Here is a 20109-nt window from a genome sequence, read left to right as displayed (position 1 = left end):
GCGCCCGTCAGCCCGCCCGAGAGGCTCCGGAGCACCGCGCACCGGGTCGGCGCGCGGACCGGCGGCAGGTCTTCGGACTCGTGGGCGTCTCGCGCGCTCCTACCGGCCGTCGCTTCCCAGATCTGGCAGACCCAGTGCTTCTGACGGCTTTCGTTCCCACTCACCGCTGCGGGGCAGTCCCGGACTCGCACCGGGTTCCCTTTTGCTCCACCCGGAACGAGTCCGGGTGAACCGCTGGCAGTACCGACACTAGCGGGACGCGCCGAGCATGCCCAGCGCCATGGCCGCGTATTGGATGGTGAGATCACTCAAGTCGACCGGCCCGGCGGGGGAGTACCACCGGGAGACGCCGCTGCACATCTCCAGCAACGCCAGCCGGGCGACGCTCGGATCGGCCACCGTCAGCTTGCGCGCCCTCACGCCGTCGTCGATCGCGTCCTGCCAGAAGTGCTCGTAGCGGTCGCGCAACGCCACGATCTCCTCGCGGCCCTCGCCGGTCAGCGCACGCATCTCGCCGTCCACCACCGCGGTCTCGCGCGGCTTCTCGGCGTGCGCCCGCACGTGCATCTTGACCAGTGAGACGAGACGGTCCGTCTCGTCGCCGGTGATCTGCTCGGCCTTGCCGATCAACTCGGTGAGGCTCGTGCGCATGATCTCGACCAGGAGATCTTCCTTGGTGCCCATGTAGTGGTAGAGCGTGGCCGACGAGAGCCCGGCGGCCTGCGCGAGGTCGCGGATGCCGGTGCCGTGGAAGCCGCGTTCGGCGAACAAGCGCACGGCGGCCTCGCGGACCCGTTCCTCCGTCGTCATCTGCTGCCTCCCTTGACCGCCTGGACGCCCTCACTCTAGCGTCAGGGCCGATCGATCGATCGATCGAAGGGGAGAGATGACCGTCGACTACTCCTGTGCCGAGGGCATCGCGCAGGTGCACCTGAACCGTCCGGAACGGCTCAACGCCGTCGTCCCGGCGCTGGTCGAGGACCTGCTGGCCGCGTTCGCACGGGCACGTGAGGACGGGGCGCGGGTGATCGTGCTGGCGGGCCGTGGCAAGTCGTTCTGCGCCGGCCACGACCTGAAGGAGCCGGTCCCGGTCGAGACCGAGGAGCAGACGCGGGCACGGCTGGAGCGCATCCAGGACGTGACCCGGGCGATCCGCGACTTCCCCGGCATCGTGATCGCGGCGGTTCACGGCTACGCGCTCGGTGCGGGCGCGGAGTTCGCGCTGGGATGCGACCTGGTCGTGGCGCAGACCAGCGCGGAATTCGGGTTTCCCGAGGTCGGCGTGGGGCTCAGTGTGACGGGCGGGATCTCCAGCCTGCTGCCGAAGCTCGTCGGCCTGGCGCGCGCCAAGGAGATGCTCCTGCTCGGGGAACGGATTCACCCTCCCCGCGCGCACCAACTGGGGCTGATCAACTCCTACGCCCTGAACCACGAGAAGCACGCGATGAAGCTCGCGCGCCGCATCGCCGAACAGCCACCGGTCGCGGCCGGGCTCGCGAAACGGGCGCTCGACCTGGGCCTGGACTCGACGCTGGAGCAGGCGATGGCGACCGAGGTCGACCACGCGATCGTCACGAGCCTGTCCGGCGAGGGGGACGAGCCGCGGGAGGAGTTCGGCCGTGGCTGACCTGATCTCCGCGCTGCGGACGGCCGTGACGCGATGGCCGGACAAGACCGCGTGGACGTTCGATCCGGGCGGCGCGTTCACGTTCGCCCAGATCGACGCGCTGTCCGACGGGTACGCGCAGGCGTTGCGGGACAGGGGGATCCGCGCGGGTGACCGGGTCGGGATCATGCTGCGGAACGTGCCGGAGTTCCCGCTGGTGTGGTTCGCGCTGATCAAGCTCGGTGCCACCGCCGTGCCGCTCAACGTCAAGTACCGCTCGGCCGACGCCGATCACGTGCTGCGGACCGCCGAGGTGGCCGCCGTGGTCAGTACCGAGGAGTTCCGGCCGCTGCTCGCCGATCACGTGGTGCACTTCGTCGAAGAGCTTGAGCCCGCCGACGGGTTCGTGCAGGGCGAGGTGGCCGCGCCGGTCAGCCTGCAGTTCACCTCAGGTACCACGGGAAAGCCGAAAGCCTGCGTGCTGTCGCACTCCTACTGGCTGACGCTCGGCGGCAGCCTGGCCGAGCACTTCCCGCACCTGAGCTCCGACGACGTGATGCTGACGGCACAACCGTTCCACTACATCGATCCACAGTGGAACGTCGTCGCGGCGCTGCTCTCCGGCGCGCATCTCGTGGTGCTGGACGGCTTTCACCCGTCCTCGTTCTGGGCGAAGGTCCGCGAGCACGGCGTGACCTACTTCTACTGCCTCGGCGCGATGCCGGCGTTGCTGCTGCGCATGCCGCCCGACCCGCTGGACCGAGAGCATTCCGTTCGAGTCGTGCAGGCCTCGGCGATCCCGCCCGCCCTGCACGCCGAACTGGAGGAGCGGTGGGGTGTCGGCTGGTTCGAGGCGTTCGGCATGACCGAGACCGGCGCCGACCTCCGCATCACCGCCGAGGACCACGACCGGTTCGTCGGCACGGGCTGTCTCGGGCTGCCCGCGCCGCATCGCGAGGCCAGGATCGTGGACGGCGAACTGTGGCTGCGCGGCCCCGGCATGATGGACGGCTACCTGGGCCTGCCCTCGCCGTTCGCGGACGGCTGGTTCCGCACCGGCGACCTGGCGCGGATCGAGGACGGCCGCGTCTACCACCTCGGCCGCAGCAAGGACATGATCCGGCGCAGCGGCGAGAACGTGGCCGCGCACGAGGTCGAGGAAGTACTGATGTCGCACCCGTCGGTGCGGCTCGCGGCCGTGATCGGCGTTCCGGACGACATTCGCGGTGAGGAGGTGAAAGCGTTCGTCGTCGGAGAAGTCACTGATCAGGAGCTCGCCGCGTTCTGCGCGGAAAGACTGGCGTCGTTCAAGGTTCCGCGTTTCTGGGAGTTCCGCGAGGATCTACCGCGCACCCCGTCCGAACGCGTCGCCAAGGAGCTGCTGCGGTGAGCTTTCACTGGGAGAGCCCGGTCTTCTTCGATGAGCTGGACCTGAACGGCACCTTGCACAACTCGCGGTTCGCACTGCACGTCGAACGAGCCCAGTCCGCGCTGTTCGAGTCGATGGGTTTCGGCTGGTCGTCCTACGCCGACCGCGATCCAGACCTGAACTACGTGGTCAAGGAACTGCACGTCGAGTTCAACGCGGCCTTCACCGCGCCCGGCGTGCTCCCGGTCGAGATCACCGCCGACCGCATCGGCACCACCAGCGCCCGCTACGGCTTTCGTTGCGGCCGTTACGCCTCCGGCTACCGGGTGATCGTCAAGGTCGGCCAGGACGGCCGTCCCGCACCGTGGAGCGACTGGTACCGCATGGCTTTCGAAGGGCTCTCATGATCAGGGCGGACCTGCTGCTGACGAACGCCGAGTTCGTGACGCTGGACGGCCCGGCATCCGCGCTCGCCGTGCTGGGCGACCGGATCGTGGCGCTGGAGGAGGTCCCGGCCCGCGAGGTCGTCGACCTTCAGGGCGCGACCGTCACGCCGGGCTTCCACGACGCCCACAACCACATGGCGTGGTTCGGGCTCACTCTGTCCGAAGTGGACTGCCGGGTCACGAGCCTCGACGCGCTCTACGCGGCAGTCGAAGCCGCGCCGGACGGCGAGTGGGTCGTCGGCCACGGCTACGACCAGAACAAGTGCGGTGGCCACCCGACCCGCGACGGCCTGGACCGCGTCGCGCGCGGCCGCAAGGTGTGGATCAAGCACACGTCCGGCCACATGTGCGTGGTGAACACGCCCGTGCTGGAAGCGCTGGGGATCTCGGAGAGCGCGGTCGAGGTCTCCGGCGGGCTCGTCGTCACGGAGAACGGCCGGCCGACGGGTTTGCTGCAGGAACAGGCCCAGCAACTGGTCGGCCCGCTCGTGCTGCCCTACCCGGTGGACACCCTGGTCGACGCGATCGACCGCGCCGGTCGCGTGTACCTGAGCGAGGGCATCACGAGCTGCGTCGAGGCGGGCGTCGGCGGCGGCTGGATCGGCAGGTCCCCGGTCGAGCTGGAGGCCTACCACCGCGCCCGCGACCGGGGAAAGCTGCACGTCCGCGTCGAGTTGATGATCGCCGCCGATGCCCTGCACCCCGTGACCGAACTGGGTCTGGGCCTCGATCTGGGCGTCCGCACCGGCTTCGGCGACGACTGGCTGCGCATCGGCCCGACCAAGATCTTCTCCGACGGCTCGCTGATCGGCCACACCGCCGCGATGTGCCACGACTTCGCCGACACCCCGGGCAACCACGGCTACCTGCAGGACTCCTCGGAAGCGTTGCGATCAAAGATCATCGCCGCCCACCGGGGAGGCTGGCGCGTCGCCACGCACGCGATCGGCGACGCGGCCATCGACCTGGTCCTGGACGCCTACGAGGAAGCGCACCGCCTCGACCCGCGCCCGGACGTCCGCCACCGCATCGAACACTTCGGCGTGGCCCGCCCCGACCAGGTCGAGCGCGCGGTCGCGTTGGGCGTGATCGCCGTGCCCCAGGGCCGTTTCGTCAACGAGATCGGCGACGGCATGCTGACAGCGCTCGGCCCGGACCGCGCCGCGTGGGCCTACCGCCAACGCTCGCTGCTCGACGCGGGCATGACCGTCCCCGGTAGCTCGGACCGCCCGGTGGTGAACGGCGCCCCGTTGCTCGGCATGCACGACATGGTCGAGCAGCTCACGTCGTCCGGCACGCCGTTCAGCCCGGCCGAGGCGGTGACGGGCCTGGAAGCGTTGCGCGCCTACACCTACGGCTCCGCCTACGCCAGCAAACAGGAACACCTCAAGGGCACCCTGACCGTGGGCAAACTCGCGGACCTCGTCGTGCTCTCGGACAACCCGGTCACCGCCGGCCGGATCAAGGACATCCAGGTGCTGCGCACGATGGTGGGAGGACAGTTCCGGTGAGGCTCGTAGCCGCTTCTTCGCTGACGCCAGAGGAACTCGCGCACGTCCAGCAGATCTACTTCGACGGCTTCGAGCCACACCTGCGCGCGTCGTTCGACGACCTGCTCGCCGACACCGCCCTGGTCCTGATGGACGACAAACCGCTCGGCTTCGCCGTCCTGCGCACCCTCGGCGACACCGGCTGGGTCTACCTGCGCTACTTCACCGTGGGGGAAAAGGGCCGCGGCCTCGGCGAACACCTGTGGACGCACCTGCGCGCCGTCATGACCGCCGCGGGCCACACCCGGATCATCTACGACGTCGAGGACCCGGCCCAGCACGGCATCGACCCGTCCGAGGAACGCGTCCGGCACCGCCGCATCGCGTTCTACCGCCGCCTCGGCGCCGTGCTGCTGCCCGTCAACGGCTACCTGCCGCCGCAGGGCAGCGCCGGTTACCCGATGCTGCTGATGGCGGCGGACTACGTCGCCCAGACCCCGGCCGCCGCCGACGACCTGGCCCGCATCACCGTGGCCGTGTACGAGCACCGGTACGGGATCGCGGCGTCCGATCCGGTGGTGACGCGGACGTTGCGGCTGAGCGGCGTCTCACCTGCGGGCTGAGCCGGCCTTCCAGTACCCGCTGAACATGATCGCCTTGCGGTCCACCCCGCGGTCCTTGGCCAGGTGCCGCCGCACCCCGGTCGCGAGCGCGGACTCCCCGCACGCCCACGCGTAGTCCACAGTGGACAGCACCTTGCCCTGGATCGCCTTCAGCACCGCGGAACCGGGCTCAGCGTCGCCGCGGAACACCCACTCCGCCTCGAGGTCGATCCGGTACGACTCGTCCGGCACCTCGACGAACACGTGCACCGGCCGCGTCTCGACCTCCAGGATCGCCGCGAGGGCGGGCAACGCGGTCTCGTCGGCCGCCAGCAGCACCGAGCCCTCCGGCGGCGGCAGGTAGGCGGAACCGCCCGCGCGGAATCCCGCCTGGTCGCCCGCGGTCGCGCGGCGGGCCCAGCGCGTGCCGGGGCCCGCGTCGCCGTGCACCACGAAGTCGACGTCGATCTCGGCTACGTCGGGCCGGTGCGCGCGGACCGTGTACCAGCGCAGGTCCGGCCGCGTGTCCTCGGGCATCGCGCGCAACGACGAGCGGACGTTGACGCGGTCGTCGGCCGGCATGACGAGCTCGCGGCCGGTCGCCATCAGCAGGCCGAAGTACTCGTCCGGGCCGGTCACCTCGAACGAGGCGAGCTCCGGCGCGTGGAAGGTGATCCGGCGCATGTGTTCGCCGAGCTCGGTCACCGCCGTGACGGTCATGACGAACTGGTCGAAGACCTCGCGGCGGTTCGCGGGGGCCATCAGCAGCTCGGCGGCCTTGGTGGCGGCCTTGAGCGTGAACCGGTCGAAGGCGGAGTAGCGCGACATGCCAGCAAGGTACACCTTTGGTTAGGCTTACCTAAGCTCTCGGGCGAAATCGGGGCTGGTACCGCAGACTGCGAACATGTTCCCGAGGACCGCGCAACAGCAGTGGTGGTTCGAAGAGCCCGCCAGCAAGAACCGGAGTCAGGCCATCGGCCTGCGGCTCGCCGTCGCCTACCGCCAGCGGGACGCCGAGGCCGTCGCACGGCTGCTGCCCGCCGACGAGGGTGAGATCTGGCTGGTGATGGGCGCGCTGGAGAACGGCCTGCTCGGGCTCAACCAGCTGTACCCGCCCGGCCCGCCGGACGAGGTGTGGGAGCGTGTCACGCCGATCATCGACGCTTCCGCGCCCCAAGGTGTCGCTCCGCGCGCACGTGCGTTGCTCGCGGCGATGACGGACGCGATGTACAACGCCACGCTCGGCGAGGTCAACGAACGCAAGGAGCAGGATCCGTACGTCGGCGCGCACCTGTACGCGGCCATCACGGCGATGCGCTCCATGGAGCACGAGGGCAGCATTCAGCGCATGCAGGCCAAGGCCGACGAGCTGGACTTGGCCTAGCTCGCGCCCCTGAGCTGGGGTGATAGTGCTGAGGTGCAAGTAACAGACACCCCGACGTGCATGCCCATACATCGTCGTGCATAATTCTCAACGTGTCCAAGGTGCTCACTTCACTTCCCGCCGGCGAACGCGTCGGCATCGCCTTCTCCGGTGGTCTCGACACCTCCGTCGCGGTCGCGTGGATGCGTGAGAAGGGCGCTGTGCCCTGCACGTACACCGCGGACATCGGGCAGTACGACGAGCCCGAGATCGAGACGGTCCCGGGTCGCGCCGGCACGTACGGCGCCGAGATCGCACGTCTCGTCGACTGCCGCGCCGCGCTGGTCGAGGAAGGTCTCGCGGCGCTCGCCTGCGGCGCGTTCCACATCCGCTCCGGTGGCCGCGCCTACTTCAACACGACCCCGCTCGGGCGGGCCGTCACGGGCACCATGCTCGTGCGCGCCATGCTCGACGACGACGTGCAGATCTGGGGCGACGGCTCCACCTACAAGGGGAACGACATCGAGCGGTTCTACCGCTACGGCCTGCTCGCGAACCCGTCGCTGCGGATCTACAAGCCGTGGCTCGACGCCGCGTTCGTGAACGAGCTCGGCGGCCGCAAGGAGATGTCCGAGTGGCTCCTCGAGCGTGACCTGCCGTACCGCTCGTCCGTCGAGAAGGCGTACTCGACCGACGCGAACATCTGGGGCGCTACGCACGAGGCCAAGTCGCTCGAGCTGCTCAACGAGGGCATCGAGATCGTCGAGCCGATCATGGGCGTCAAGTTCTGGGACCCGTCGGTCGAGATCGCGACCGAGGACGTCACCATCGGCTTCGACCAGGGCCGCCCGGTCACGATCAACGGCAAGGAGTTCCACGACGCCGTCGACCTCGTGCTGGAGGCGAACGCCATCGGCGGCCGCCACGGTCTCGGCATGTCCGACCAGATCGAGAACCGCATCATCGAGGCCAAGAGCCGCGGCATCTACGAGGCGCCCGGCATGGCGTTGCTCTACATCGCCTACGACCGTCTCGTGAACGCGATCCACAACGAGGACACCGTCGCGGCGTACCACAACGAGGGCCGCAAGCTCGGCCGTCTGCTGTACGAGGGCCGCTGGCTCGACCCGCAGTCGCTGATGGTGCGCGAGTCGCTGCAGCGCTGGGTCGGTTCCGCGATCACCGGCGAGGTCACGCTGCGGCTGCGCAGGGGCGACGACTACTCGATCCTCGACACGTCCGGCCCGGCGTTCAGCTACCACCCGGACAAGCTGTCGATGGAACGCACCGAGGACTCGGCGTTCGGCCCGGTCGACCGCATCGGCCAGCTGACCATGCGCAACCTCGACATCGCGGACTCCCGCGCCAAGCTGGAGCTCTTCGCGGGCCTCGGCATGGTCGGCACGCGGCAGTCGGCGCTCATCCCTGCCCTGCCGGAGCCGACCCAGCTGATCGGCGACGTGCCGGACGGCGGCGCGGAGGCCATCGCCTCGCGCGGTGAGGTCTCGGCGGCCGACGAACTGCTCGACGCGGCGGCCATGGAGTTCGGCACGGACTGACACGGACCAACACGAGAACACGGGGCCGGTGGGGATCACCCCGCCGGCCCCGTTCTCGTCAGCTCTGGGGCCACATCGAGTAGATGACGTTCTCCTCGTCGGCGCACACGACCTGGGGCAGGATGCCTTCGGCGACCTGGTTGCACGACATCGATCCGACCTTGATCGGTGGCAGTCCGGTCTTCGGCTCCAGGCGTTCGGCGTAGTAGTCGAACAGCACCGCGCCGGCCTGGTCGCAGTTCAGCCTGCCCTTCGGGGTCTCCATCACGACGGCCAGCATCGGCTTGCTGAGGGCTCCGAGGAACACCCGGTCGCAGTACTTCGAGGGCAGGCTCTCGTACTGCTCGGGCGGCACGCCGTTGAGGGCGGTGGTGCCACTGGACGTGGTGGTGGCGCTCGACGTCCGCGGCTCGGTCGTGGACCGGGTGGTCGGCGGAGCCGTCTCCTGCCGGCCGGACCCGGTGACCTCAGAGGTGCAGCCCGCCGCGAGGACGGCGAGGAGCACAGGTGTGATCAAGAACCTCATGCCTGCGGGGTCGGCGCCGGCCTCACTATCGTTACGGCTCGTGTCGATCGAGGATGAACGGGCTCGGCCCGCCGTACTGCTCAACCCGCTGGAAGGCGACCCGACGGACGCCGACAGCCACATCGGTGGCCCCATGTTGTGGCCGATCGACGAGCCGTGGCCGCACTGCGACGGCGCCACACACGATCCCGCGAGCGATGGCGAACCGTTCGTCGGCGCCGTGCAGCTCTACCGGCGCGACTTCCCGGAGCTGCCGTTCCCGGACGGCACCGATCTCCTGCAGGTCTTCCTCTGCACGCTGCACCACGAGCTTCCGGACGTCTACGGCCCGGACGTGCGGCTCGTGTGGCGCGACTCCACGACGGTCTTCGAACTGATCGAGGAGGAGCCCGAACCGTCCGCGCAGGAGGAGCTCTACGTTCCCACGGTCAACGTGCTCGAACCGATCCGCTTCACCGAGCACGAGACGAAGACGTCCGGTGGCACGAAGATCGGTGGCTGGACCGCGTGGTGGCAGTCCGGCCCGTTCGAGTTCGAGTGCCCGGAGTGCGGTGCGGCGCAACGCCAGACGCTCTCGCTCGCCACCCACGAGCCGTCCGGTGACGACGTGGAGTGGGAGTTCGGCCGCGAAGGCAACCTGAACGTCCTCACGTGCGAGAAGGACGTCCGGCACCCGATCCGGCTGCACGTCGACTGAGCGCCGCCACCCCGGCCAGCAGCACGAGCAGGACCCCGGCGAACCACGCCATCACCGTGGTGGGCGCGAGATATCGGGTGGCGAGCCCGATCGACAGCGACGGCACGCTCAACCCGAGATAGGCGATGAAGAACAGCGTCGCCAGCGCCTCGCCGCGCTTCTCCGGCGCCGCCATCGCGGAGACCGCACCGATCGACGCCTTGAACTGCACGCCCGCCCCGATTCCGGCGAGCGCGCCGCCGACCAGGAACAACGGGAAACTCGTCGCGTACATCCCGGCCACGACCAGCAGCACGCCGATCGCCTGCCCGCCCACACCCACCGCACGCCGGACGGACAGGGAAAGGCCGCCGGTCACGGTCTGGGCGAGCGCCGCTCCACCGAACACGAGGAAGACCACGAGCCCGGCCAGCAGACGGGACGGGTGGTGCAGCTGGCCCGCCACGAAGCCCGGCGAGACGGACGTGAACACGCCGAACACCGCGAACGCCGAGAAGGCTCCGGCGGCCGCCGCGAAATAACCCGTGCGGTCGCCGTGGTCGGCGCTGATCCGTTGTGGACGGTACGAGACCCGCTTGCGCACCACGGTTTCCGGCGTGAGGGCGACGGCGGCGATGCTGACCACGAGCAACACGGCCAGCACGACGTACGGGGTGCTCAGCGGCGACGGCGCGTACTGCGCGAGGGCACCCGCGACCAGCGCGCCGACGCCTAGACCGCCGATGTTCGCCGCGGTCGACACGATCTCGAAGCGACGCGGCGACGCGCCGGGGCGGTGCCGCGAGTGCAGGTCGTGGAGGTACGCGGTGGCGGTCGCGGCGATCATGCCGACGCCCAGGCCGTTGACCACCCGCGCGACGATCAGGACCGGCAGCGACGTGCTGGTCAGGAAGAGCAGCGCGGAGACGATCTCCAGGCTCAGTGCGGGGATCAGGATCGCCTTGCGGCCGGCCCAGTCCGAGACGTGGCCCGCCAGCACCAGGCTGATCACCACGCCGACCGCGAAGGCCGCGAACACGACGGTGACCGCGAACGTCGAGAAGCCCTCGCGCGCGACGTAGAGCGGGAACAGCGGCGCGGGGACGGTCGAGTAGGCCATCGCGATGAGGAACGTGCCGGCGACGGCCCAGAAACCCCTGCCGTGGCGCACGTCGGCGGCAGGTCGTTCGGCGACCGGTGAATCGAGGACCAAGGACATGCCTCCACCTTGCGTGCCTCGATGCATCACGTCCAACGAAAGTTGAAGCTAGTGATCATCACTTTCTGAGATACTCGCTGGTGTGGACCTCCGGCAGCTCGAATACTTCGTCGCGGTCGCGGAAGAGGGCAGCTTCACCCGCGCCGCCGTCCGCGTGCACGTCGTGCAGTCCGCAGTCTCGGCCGCGATCAAGACCCTCGAACGCGAGCTCGGCGCCGTCCTGCTCGACCGCAACTCCAAGCGCGTCCTGCTGACCGACGCGGGCGAGGCGCTGCTGCCGAAGGCCCAGGCCGTGCTCGACGCCGCCACCGAGGCCAGGGACGCCGTCGCGCAGGTCCAGGGCGGACTCACCGGCACGGTCCGGCTCGGCACGCTGACCTCGGTGAACCTGATCAACCTGCCGGCGCTGCTCGGCGAGTTCCACCGGCGCCATCCAGGGGTGCTGGTGCGCACGAACGCGTCGACCACGGGGTCGCTGGGGCTCGTCGAGCAGCTCCTGGACCACCGGCTCGACCTCTCCTTCGTGTCGCTGCCCGGTGACGTGCCTGCCGGGATCGTCCTCGACGAGCTGTCCCACTCGGTGATGGACCTGGTCGTGCCCCTGGACCACCCGCTGGCCGGCAGGGACGAGGTCTCCATCGGAGACCTCGCCGGACTGGACTTCATCGACTCGCCGCTGGGCTACGGCAACCGGGCCGTGGCCGACCGGGCGTTCGCCGCCGGCGCCGTGCCGCGCCGGGTGACCGTGGAGATGTCGGACATCTACACCGGCGTCGACTTCGTCCGGCACGGCCTCGGCGTCGTGTTGCTGCCCGACTACGTCATCGGCGCCGCGGCAGGCGTCAAGACCCTGACCGTGACCGGCGCGGACCTGCGCTGGCCGCTGGGACTCGCCTGGCCCGCCGGTCGCAGGCCCAGCGCCGCGACCAGGGCGTTGATCGCGGTGGTGCACGAGTTCTTCACGCGCTGAACAGGTTCAACGGGTGCAGGTGAAGCTCGACGCCCTGTCTGGATCTCCGGCGCGGTACCGGGGCCAGCCCGGGTACTCGCAGAGCGGCCGGGTGCGGTTGTGGGCCGCGTCGGTCACGACCGGGTTCGACGGCGACTGTCCTTTCTGGACCCAGCGTTCGAGCGCGGTGAGCGAGTCCCACCCGGCGGCGAACGCGGGTGTGCCGAAGTTCGCGTGGTTCGCCCCTGGCACGAGGTAGTAGCGCGAGAACTTCTCGGTGTTGTCAGGACCCAGGAGGTCACGCATGCGCTGGTAGTAGTCGTTCGTCGAGCGGTGGGACACCAGTTCGTCCGCGGAGCCGTGGAGCAGGAGCAGTTTGCCGCCGGTGCGTGCGAACGGACGCAGGTCCACGTCGTTGCGGTCCTGGATCGTGGAGAGCCGGCTGATCCGGTCGAGCCACTTGCCGGGGCGTGCCGGATCGAGGTCGAGCGAGTTGAAGCCGGGATCGCGGGTCAGGAAGTACTTCACCCACTGGTCCCAGTACTGCATGCCGTAGCCGCTGGTGACCGGCATGGGGTTCGCCGGCGCGGTCGTGCCGAACCCGAGGAACGGCGTCCGCATGTCCGCTCCCGACAGGAACGGGAAACCGGGGTACTGGGTCTCGCCGCTCGCGACCCGGTACGGCCACCGGAACGCCGTGGACATGGCGGTCACGGCCCCGATCTGCGGATCGGACAGGCAGGCCGGCCCGGTGTCGGCGCCGTCAGGGCAGCGCAGGACGCGAGGATCGAACTGGCAGCGCGGGTTCGACACGACCCGGTCCTGCACGCCGTCCGCGCCGTCGCACGCGTTGATCACGCTGTCGTACAACAGAGTCTGCTTCGCGGGGCCGGGGAACGCGCCGGGACGGGACAGGACCTGCGTCAGATGTCCCAGGTACAGGCCCTCGGCGAGGTTGTTCCACGCCGGAAAGGCCGAGATCACGCCGTCGAACGCCCGCGGCCAGCGCTGAGCGACGACGAGGGCCTCGCGGCCACCGGTCGAGCCGCCCGCGAAGTACGTCTCGGCGGGGTTCTTCCCGGTGGCACGCCGGATCAGGAACAGGCTCGCGTCGTGCGTCTTCTTCAGCGCGTCACCGGCGGCGAAGTTCCGCACCGCCTCGTCGTTCACGCCGAACGAGCCGTCCAGCGACGGAACCGACGCCGGCCCCTGCTGGTGGCCGGAGTCGCTCGCGAACGTCGCGTACCGCCGCGCCAGAGGTGCCAAGGCGTCCGGGGCGGCGAACGGCACGTTTCCCGTCAGTGCGGGAACCGTCCCGTTGTAGCCGCCGCCACCGAACATCAACGCCTTGCCGTTCCAGCCGTGCGGCAGGGCGACGCGCATCTTGATGGCGGGCGCGGACCGGTCGACGGGGTACAGGTCGGCGTCGGCCTGGCAGTACTCGATCGTCTGTCCACTCACGACACTGGAGGTGACGGCGGCCGCGGTGACGCGACCGCCGGTGGTCGGCAGGCTGATGACCGAGGCGGGGATCTTCACCTGGTTCAGGTCTGCGCACGCGGTCGTCGCGCCGGCGGGTGCGGTGCCGAGAAAAGTCATTCCTGGCAACAGAAGTGCGGTCGAAAGCAGGGCGAGCTTCATGCCGGACTCCTTCTCAGTGGTAGAGGTGCGTGCCGGGGACGGCCAGCGGGTCCTCGCGGACCTCGGCGGGGTTGGTTTCGGGGAGGAACCACGCGCTGACGAAGGTGATCAGCCCCATGAGCGTGATGTAGGCGGCGACCGGGATCGTGCTGCCGGTCTGGGCGATGAGCGCGGTCATCAGGAACGGCGTGCCACCGCTGATGATGATCGCGGAGAGCTGGTAGGACAGCGACGCGCCCGAGTAGCGGACGTTGGGCGCGAACAGCTCACCGAGGAAGCTCGCGATCGGGCCGTACGTGAGGCTCTGGAAGATGAATCCCACCACCACGGCGACGAAGATCAGCGGCAGCGACGCGGTGTTGACGAGCCCGAAGTACGGGAAGCCCCACAGCGCGACACCCAGGCCGCCGATGAGGATCAGCGGCCGGCGCCCGATCCGGTCCGAGACGTGCCCGGCCCAGGGCAGGACCGCGAGCATCGCCACGGAACTGAGCAGCACGACCGTCAGCAGCGGAACGCGGTCGAGCTTGAGGGACGTGGTGCCGTAGTTCAGCAGTCCGGCGATGCTGACGTAGAAGAGGCTGTTGGTGGCCGAGAGGATCCCGCAGGCGAGCAGGATCGTGCCCCACCTGCTCCGGATGACCTGCGCCAGCGGGGCGCGGACGACAGCGCGTTCCGGTCGTGAGACCTCCTTCTGCAGCTCGCGGAACTCCGGTGTGTCCTCCACTTTGGACTGGATGTAGAGGACCACCGCGAACATCACGACGCTGAACAGGAACGGGATCCGCCAGCCCCAGCTGAGGAACGCGTCGTTCGGCATCAGGCCACTGGCGGCCAGGAAGATCAGGTTCGAGATGATCACGGCGACGGGAACGCTGGTCTGCCCGAAGGTTCCAGCGAACCCGCGCCGTTTCGGACTCGCCGACTCAGTGAGCAGCAGCATGATGCCGCCCCACTGGCCGCCTGCCGCGAGCCCTTGAAGGAAGCGCAGTGTCACCAACAGGATCGGCGCCAGCGCCCCCACGGCCGACGCGCTGGGCAGGCAGCCGATCAGGAACGTCGCGGCCCCCATCAGCGCGAGGCAGGCCACGACGACCGGCTTGCGCCCGTACTTGTCCCCGAAGTGCCCGGCGAGCACCCCGCCGATCGGGCGCGCCACGAAACCCGCCCAGAACGTGCTGAACGCCAGCAGCGTTCCAGTCAGTGCCGAGGACTGCGGGAAGAACACCTTGGGGAACACCAGCGCGGCCGCGGTGCCGTAGAGGAAGAAGTCGTACCACTCGATCGAACTGCCGATCAGCCCCGCGGTCAGCAGCTTGCGGAAGCCTCGGCGCCGGGTCGCGGACTGCTCTTCGGGCTGGGCCAGAGGGGTTGCCATGCATGCCGCCTTCGTCGATGAACCGGCAGGTGATGACGGCCAATGCTAGGGCGGCGGCACCCGGTGGCTGAGGTCTGGATCACACACCCCTGACGTCGGTTCGGTGGGCCTTTCCACCACCGGCGTCTGGGTAACAATGGCGTCGTGACCATCGACCCGAGTGAGTCGCACGAACTCGTGCGCCGTCAGCGCGAACTGGCGTCGTTGTACGCGACGGCGAAGTCGCTCACGGCTCTCGGCGAGCTCGACGCCGTGCTGCAGTCGATCGTCCGCCACGCCCACGACCTGATGGGCACGGACTTCACCTATCTCTCGCTGGTCGCGGACGGCAGGCTGTCGGCCAAGGCCGCTGAGGGAACGATCTCCGCCGCGTTCCTGAGCGCCACGATCCCGGCCGGTGCCGGCCTCGGCGGCAAGGTGCTGGCCACCCGGCGCCCGCAGTGGGTGCGCAACTACGCCGCCTCGACCCTCATCGACCACGACGCCGGCTTCGACGTGCTGGTCGGCACGGAGGACCTGGTCGCTCTTCTCGGTGTGCCGCTGGTGATCCGGGACGAGGTGGTGGGCGCGCTGTTCGCCGCGTACCGCTCCGAGCGGTCGTTCCACGCGGGCGAGATCGCGTTGCTGAGCGCGTTCGCCGACCACGCCGCCGTCGCACTCGACAACGCCCGTCTCTACGAGAAGAGCCGGAAAGCGTTGCAGGACCTGCGGGAACACATGACCGTCGTCGAACGGGCGCAGGCGATCCACGAGACCCTGACGGGCGTGGTGCTGGAGGGCGGCACGCCGGACGACGTCGCGCAGGTCCTCGCCGGTCAGCTCGGCGGGAGCGTGGTCGTGCTCGACAGGGCCGCCGGACACCACTCCGGCAGGGTCACGACCTCGGTCGACGCCGAGGGGGTCGCTCACAGCGTGGCCCCGATCAGGGCGGGTGACAGCTATCTCGGCGCGCTGTCGTGGAGCCGCGAGGCGTTGCAGGGGCACGGCGTCTCGGACGACATGGACCTGCGCACGCTCGAACGGGCCACGCACATCCTCGGCCTGCTGATCCTCAAGGAACGCGCTGTCGCCGACGCGAGCGAGCGGCTCAGCGGCGAACTGCTGACCGAGCTGATGGTCGGCGGCCCCGGCATCAGCCCCTCCCAGCGCTCGCGCGCCCAGGCCCGGCACATCAACGCCGACCGGTTGAACCTGGTCCTGGTCGCGGACTCGCCGGAGTCGTCCGCCGATCTCGTGCGCCACCTGCACGACATCGCCAGGGACCGTTCCGGACTGGCGGGCGAACACCTCGGCCGGGCGACGCTGATCGTGCCGAGCGCGGACGACGACCGCACCGTCGAGGAGGTGCACCGCCGGCTGCGGCGCTCCTCAGGTGCTCCCGTCGTCGTCGTGGGGGAGCGGGCGGTCAACCACGACTGGTCGCGCGCGTTCTCCCTGGCCGGCCGGTGCGGCGCGGTCATGCGGGCGCTGGGGCACACCGACCGCGGCGCCACGACCGGCCGGTACTCCCTCTACGCGTTGATCTTCGACGTGGACAGGGCCGGTGAACTCGCCCGCTTCCTCGCCGAGTCCGTGGGCCCCCTCGCCGACTACGACGCGCGACGCGGTACCGATCTCGTGGGAACCCTCTGCGCCTACTACGACCACCGCGCGAACGTCGCGGCGACCGCGCGCGCGTTGCACGTGCACGTCAACACGCTCCTCAAGCGACTGGACCGGGTCAGCGACGTCCTCGGTGCCGACTGGCGCACCGAGAACGACCTGGAGCTGCAACTCGGCCTTCAGCTGCACCGGTTGCGGGACCTCACGTAGTGGCGCGCAGGGTGCTCTTCGACAGCTTGCCGGTCCCCGTCTTGGGCAGTGCGGTCCGGAAGACGACCTCGTCGGGCAGCCACCACTTGGCGACCGCGGGCGTGATGTGCCGCAGCAGGTCGTCGCCGGTGGTGGCGCTGCCGTCGCGCAGGACGACGTAGGCGACGGGACGTTCGCCCCACTTCGGGTCCGGGCGCGCGACCACGGCGACCTCGACCACGTCGGGGTGCGAGGTGAGGGCGCTCTCCAGTTCGACGGACGAGATCCACTCGCCACCGGACTTGATCAGGTCCTTCATCCGGTCCACGAGCCGTACGTAGCCGTCGGCGTCGATCGTGGCGAGGTCACCGGTCCGCAGCCAGCCGTCGCTCGTGAAGCTTTCCGGTGTGTCCACCCGGAAGTAGCCGCCCGCGACCCACGGGCCCGCGACCTGGAGCTCGCCGATGGCCTTGCCGTCGCGCGGCAGTTCGCCGCCTGTCTCGACGTCGGCGATCCGCAGGTTCACGAGCGGCAGCGGCTGGCCCTGGGAGGCCCGTACCGCGACCTGTTCCTCCGCGGGCGCGTCCTGGTGCCGGCTGCGGGTGCCGCCGATCGTCCCGACAGGACTGATCTCCGTCATGCCCCAGGAATGCGTGATGGGCACGCCGATCGTCGCCCGGTAGGTCTCGGACAGCGCCGGCGCGATCACCGAGCCGCCGCCGAGCAGGAACCGCGTGGCGCTCAGGTCGTGCGAGCGCAGTTCCGTGACCAGGCTCGTCCACACCGTCGGCACGGCACCGGCGACGGTGACCCGTTCGGTCTCCATCAGCTTCAACAGATGAGCCGGATCCGAGGACGGGCCGGGCAGGACCAGCGAGGCGCCCGTCATCATCGCGCCGTAGGGCAGACCCCAGGCGTTGGCGTGGAACATCGGCACGATCGGCATCACGACATCGCTCTCGCACAGGCCGATGAAACCGGCCGCGAGCGTGCCGAGGCAGTGCAGGATCGTCGACCGGTGGCTGTACAGCACACCCTTGGGCGGTCCGGTCGTCCCGGACGTGTAGCAGAGCCCGGAGGCCAGGTTCTCGTCCGCGAGCGTGAACGAGTCCTCGAACGAGCCCGCGAACGGCTCGGCTCCCGCGACCAGGTCGTCGTAGTGCACGACGCGCGGATCGGCCGGGATCGGGGCATCGCTGTCGTCAGGCAGTACGACCCAGTGCCGGACCGTCCGCATTCGGGCGGCACTGGGCCATATTCGGGGGAGCAGGGCACGATCGACGAACACCACGTCGTCCTGGGCGTGGTTGACGATGTACTCCAGGTGCTCCGCCGAAAGCCGGATGTTGATGGAGTGCAGCACTCGCTTGGTGATCGGCACCGCGAGGTAGAGCTCCAGGTGACGCCGTGTGTTGGTCGCGAACGTGGCGACGCGGGCGCCGGCCGGGACGCCGAGCGAGTCGAGTGCGGTGGCGAGGCGCCGGGTCTGCTCGGCCACCTCGGCGTACGTGACCCGCTCCCCGGCCGTCACGACCTGCTTGTGTGCGTACAGCCGCTCGGCTCGCTCCAGAACGTGCGCGATGGTGAGCGGCCGGGGTTGCATCAGCCCGTCCATGAAAGATCACCCTAAGTGAGCGTCCTGGTGGGCGAGAGGGCAGAACCTTCCACTCATTCTCCTGCTCTGGCGGCAATTCCTCACACCGCGCGGTAGGCGTCGCACGCCAGCGTGATCAGGTCGGTGAGGTGCTGCGGAGGCTGGTCCTTCCACCACGCGAGCCACACCGCGATCGGCGGCGCGTCCACCACGGCCCGATAGGCCACGCCGGGACGCGGGTTCAGGCTCGCGGTGGCCTCCGACGTCATGCCGACGGCCTGGCCGGCGGCGATCAGCGTCAGCCACTCGTCGACGCTGTGGGTGTTGCGGACGACGGCAGGCGCCTTGCCCGGTTGCCACAGGTCCAGAGTGGTCGTTCCGGTCCGGTCGTCGACCGCGATCCCGTACCGGGCGAGGTCGGCCAGCTTCAGCGAACGCTTGCGCGCCAACGGGTTGTCCGTCGCGACCACCCCGTAGCGCCGTTCGGTGCCGAGCAACGCCGTCTCGAACCGTGAATCCTCGATGGCTTTGCGCACGACCGCGACGTCGGCGGTGCCCTCGGTGAGACCGGCGGTCAGCGAGTTCGACTGGACGAACACCAGTGGCAACCCAGGATGCTTCGAGGCCCAGGACTTCTGCACGCGCCGGGTGTGCTTGCCCAGCGCCGACCAGGCGTAACCGATCCGCAGCTCGGTCAGCGACTGCGACGCGATCCGGTGCAGGTGCGCTACCTCGTCCAGCACTCGCCGCGCGCCGTCGAGCACCTGCGTGCCCACGGCGGTGAGCGCCACGTGCCGGGTCGAGCGTTGCAGCAGCCGCACACCGAGTGAAGCCTCCAATGCGGCGACCGAACGGGACACCGACGCCTGCGTCAGGTCGAGTTCCCTTGCCGCGTCGGTGAACGTGCCCGCGTCGACCACCGCCACGAACGCCCGCAGGTGCCGCAGATCCATGCGCCCAGCGTATAGGTGACGCGGCCAATGCATTTCCCGTGTCAAAGCCCGGACCGCAGGCTGGTGGCATGAAGAGCATCGGTGGATTCGCGACGATGACCGCGAGCGCGGCCAGCAACCAGATCGGTGCCGCCGTGGGCGCCCACGCGTTCGCGGCCATCGGTCCGGCCGGTGTCGTGGCGGTGCGTCAGTTCGTGGCCGCCGCGGTGCTGCTCCCGATGGCCCGGCCGAACCTCCGAAGATTCACGTGGGCGCAGTGGTGGCCGACGATCGCGCTCGGCCTCGTGTTCGCGACGATGAACCTCAGCCTCTACATGGCGATCGACCGCATCGGCCTCGGCCTCGCCGTCACGCTGGAGGTGCTCGGGCCGCTCGGTGTCGCGCTGGCTGGATCGCGAACCCGCCAGGACTTCCTGTTCGTGCTCATCGCGGCTGTCGGTGTCTACGTGCTGGTGCTGCCCGGTCCCAGCAGCGACTACCTCGGCGTCGGGCTCGGCCTGCTCGCGGCGGGTTGCTGGGCCGCGTACATCCTGCTCAACCGCCTGGTCGGCGCCCGGCTGCCCGGTCTGCAGGCGCCCGCCGTCGCGACCGCGATGTCGGCGACGCTCTACGTTCCGGTCGCGGTGCTGCTCGTCCTGCACGGGAAGCTGACCGGGATGTCGATCCTCTACGCGGTCGGCGCGGGCGTGTTCTGCAGCGTCGTGCCCTACGCCGTGGACGTGATCGCGCTGCGGAAGGTGCCCGCGCGCCTGTTCGGACTGGCGATGAGCGTGCATCCGGTGCTGGCGGCACTGGCGGGGCTCGTGGTGCTGGGGGAGACGCTCGCACTCCACCATTGGGCTGGAATCTTGCTCGTGGTCACCGCCAACGCACTGGCCGTGACTTGCTCGAAGTGGTCTGGATCACCTACCGTCAACCCCGAAATGTGAATCCAATTCACTTAGCGG

Annotated in this window: 19 protein-coding genes and 1 riboswitch; of the genes, 11 read left to right on the top strand and 8 right to left on the bottom strand. The window is 69.6% G+C overall.

The window, feature by feature from the left end; all coding sequences use genetic code 11:
• Positions 1–45: 45 nt before the first annotated feature.
• Positions 46–251: riboswitch (cobalamin riboswitch) on the bottom strand.
• Positions 250–810 (bottom strand): TetR/AcrR family transcriptional regulator, encoded by a 561-nt coding sequence (locus ACIRG5_RS20910; protein ID WP_402906844.1) that lies wholly within the window; start codon positions 808–810, stop codon positions 250–252. It overlaps the preceding riboswitch by 2 nt.
• Positions 811–886: 76 nt before the next feature.
• Here ACIRG5_RS20910 and ACIRG5_RS20905 point away from each other — a divergent pair, with 76 nt between their 5' ends.
• The 5 genes from ACIRG5_RS20905 to ACIRG5_RS20885 are packed head-to-tail and all read left to right on the top strand — an operon-like array spanning position 887 to position 5534.
• Complete coding sequence (locus tag ACIRG5_RS20905) at positions 887–1627, top strand: enoyl-CoA hydratase/isomerase family protein (protein WP_402906842.1); 741 nt, start codon at positions 887–889, stop codon at positions 1625–1627.
• Complete coding sequence (locus ACIRG5_RS20900) at positions 1620–2996, top strand: AMP-binding protein (RefSeq protein WP_402906840.1); 1377 nt, start codon at positions 1620–1622, stop codon at positions 2994–2996. The genes ACIRG5_RS20905 and ACIRG5_RS20900 overlap by 8 nt, the downstream gene beginning before the upstream one ends.
• Positions 2993–3382 carry an acyl-CoA thioesterase gene (locus ACIRG5_RS20895; RefSeq protein ID WP_402906838.1) on the top strand — a complete coding sequence of 130 codons (390 nt, stop codon included), beginning with the start codon at positions 2993–2995 and terminating at the stop codon, positions 3380–3382. The genes ACIRG5_RS20900 and ACIRG5_RS20895 overlap by 4 nt, the downstream gene beginning before the upstream one ends.
• The gene (locus tag ACIRG5_RS20890) at positions 3379–4932 is read left to right on the top strand and encodes an amidohydrolase (protein ID WP_402906836.1); all 1554 of its coding nucleotides are present in this window, start codon (positions 3379–3381) and stop codon (positions 4930–4932) included. The genes ACIRG5_RS20895 and ACIRG5_RS20890 overlap by 4 nt, the downstream gene beginning before the upstream one ends.
• Positions 4929–5534 (top strand): GNAT family N-acetyltransferase, encoded by a 606-nt coding sequence (locus ACIRG5_RS20885; RefSeq protein ID WP_402906834.1) that lies wholly within the window; start codon positions 4929–4931, stop codon positions 5532–5534. Before ACIRG5_RS20890 ends, ACIRG5_RS20885 begins: the two co-directional genes overlap by 4 nt.
• Here ACIRG5_RS20885 and ACIRG5_RS20880 read toward each other — a convergent pair.
• The gene (locus ACIRG5_RS20880) at positions 5520–6341 is read right to left on the bottom strand and encodes a siderophore-interacting protein (protein WP_402906832.1); all 822 of its coding nucleotides are present in this window, start codon (positions 6339–6341) and stop codon (positions 5520–5522) included. The two genes, ACIRG5_RS20885 and ACIRG5_RS20880, sit on opposite strands and share 15 nt — an antisense overlap.
• A 76-nt stretch (positions 6342–6417) precedes the next feature.
• On the opposite strand from ACIRG5_RS20880, the gene ACIRG5_RS20875 reads away from it, so the two are divergent.
• Together ACIRG5_RS20875 and argG are read left to right on the top strand one after the other, a co-directional pair.
• Entirely contained in the window at positions 6418–6897 is a 480-nt protein-coding gene (locus tag ACIRG5_RS20875; RefSeq protein ID WP_402906830.1) for a hypothetical protein, read from the top strand.
• Positions 6898–6989: 92 nt separating this feature from the next.
• The gene (argG, locus tag ACIRG5_RS20870; RefSeq protein ID WP_319979878.1) at positions 6990–8435 is read left to right on the top strand and encodes an argininosuccinate synthase; all 1446 of its coding nucleotides are present in this window, start codon (positions 6990–6992) and stop codon (positions 8433–8435) included.
• A gap of 58 nt (positions 8436–8493) precedes the next feature.
• On the opposite strand, the gene ACIRG5_RS20865 is transcribed toward argG, so the two are convergent.
• A complete protein-coding gene (locus ACIRG5_RS20865; RefSeq protein WP_402906828.1) occupies positions 8494–8961 on the bottom strand; it encodes a hypothetical protein in 468 nt (155 codons plus the stop codon).
• A 40-nt stretch (positions 8962–9001) separates the two neighbouring features.
• Here ACIRG5_RS20865 and ACIRG5_RS20860 point away from each other — a divergent pair, with 40 nt between their 5' ends.
• Complete coding sequence (locus ACIRG5_RS20860; protein WP_402906826.1) at positions 9002–9658, top strand: hypothetical protein; 657 nt, start codon at positions 9002–9004, stop codon at positions 9656–9658.
• On the opposite strand, the gene ACIRG5_RS20855 is transcribed toward ACIRG5_RS20860, so the two are convergent.
• The gene (locus tag ACIRG5_RS20855) at positions 9609–10856 is read right to left on the bottom strand and encodes an MFS transporter (protein ID WP_402906824.1); all 1248 of its coding nucleotides are present in this window, start codon (positions 10854–10856) and stop codon (positions 9609–9611) included. The two genes, ACIRG5_RS20860 and ACIRG5_RS20855, sit on opposite strands and share 50 nt — an antisense overlap.
• Positions 10857–10938: 82 nt before the next feature.
• Here ACIRG5_RS20855 and ACIRG5_RS20850 point away from each other — a divergent pair, with 82 nt between their 5' ends.
• Entirely contained in the window at positions 10939–11826 is an 888-nt protein-coding gene (locus ACIRG5_RS20850; RefSeq protein ID WP_402906822.1) for a LysR family transcriptional regulator, read from the top strand.
• 6 nt (positions 11827–11832) lie between these two features.
• On the opposite strand, the gene ACIRG5_RS20845 is transcribed toward ACIRG5_RS20850, so the two are convergent.
• Positions 11833–13446, bottom strand: coding sequence for a tannase/feruloyl esterase family alpha/beta hydrolase (locus ACIRG5_RS20845; protein WP_402906820.1), 1614 nt, complete (start codon positions 13444–13446; stop codon positions 11833–11835).
• Positions 13447–13459: 13 nt separating this feature from the next.
• Positions 13460–14824: an MFS transporter gene (locus ACIRG5_RS20840; protein WP_402906818.1), complete on the bottom strand. Its 1365-nt coding sequence runs from the start codon at positions 14822–14824 to the stop codon at positions 13460–13462.
• A gap of 144 nt (positions 14825–14968) precedes the next feature.
• Between ACIRG5_RS20840 and ACIRG5_RS20835 the strand changes: the two genes are divergently transcribed.
• Entirely contained in the window at positions 14969–16636 is a 1668-nt protein-coding gene (locus ACIRG5_RS20835; protein ID WP_402906816.1) for a helix-turn-helix domain-containing protein, read from the top strand.
• Here the strand turns inward: ACIRG5_RS20835 and ACIRG5_RS20830 are convergent.
• Together ACIRG5_RS20830 and ACIRG5_RS20825 are read right to left on the bottom strand one after the other, a co-directional pair.
• Entirely contained in the window at positions 16629–18230 is a 1602-nt protein-coding gene (locus tag ACIRG5_RS20830; RefSeq protein WP_402906814.1) for a long-chain fatty acid--CoA ligase, read from the bottom strand. The two genes, ACIRG5_RS20835 and ACIRG5_RS20830, sit on opposite strands and share 8 nt — an antisense overlap.
• Positions 18231–18310: 80 nt before the next feature.
• Entirely contained in the window at positions 18311–19162 is an 852-nt protein-coding gene (locus tag ACIRG5_RS20825; protein WP_402906813.1) for a LysR family transcriptional regulator, read from the bottom strand.
• A gap of 68 nt (positions 19163–19230) precedes the next feature.
• On the opposite strand from ACIRG5_RS20825, the gene ACIRG5_RS20820 reads away from it, so the two are divergent.
• Positions 19231–20091: an EamA family transporter gene (locus tag ACIRG5_RS20820; protein ID WP_402906812.1), complete on the top strand. Its 861-nt coding sequence runs from the start codon at positions 19231–19233 to the stop codon at positions 20089–20091.
• The last annotated feature ends 18 nt before the right edge of the window (positions 20092–20109 follow it).

The sequence above is a fragment of the Lentzea sp. NPDC102401 genome (genome assembly GCF_044765805.1).
In the GTDB taxonomy this organism is placed as follows: Bacteria; Actinomycetota; Actinomycetes; order Mycobacteriales; family Pseudonocardiaceae; genus Lentzea; species Lentzea sokolovensis.
The sequence above is the reverse complement of the archived record's forward strand: the minus strand, read 5'-3'. Positions and strand labels throughout refer to the sequence as shown.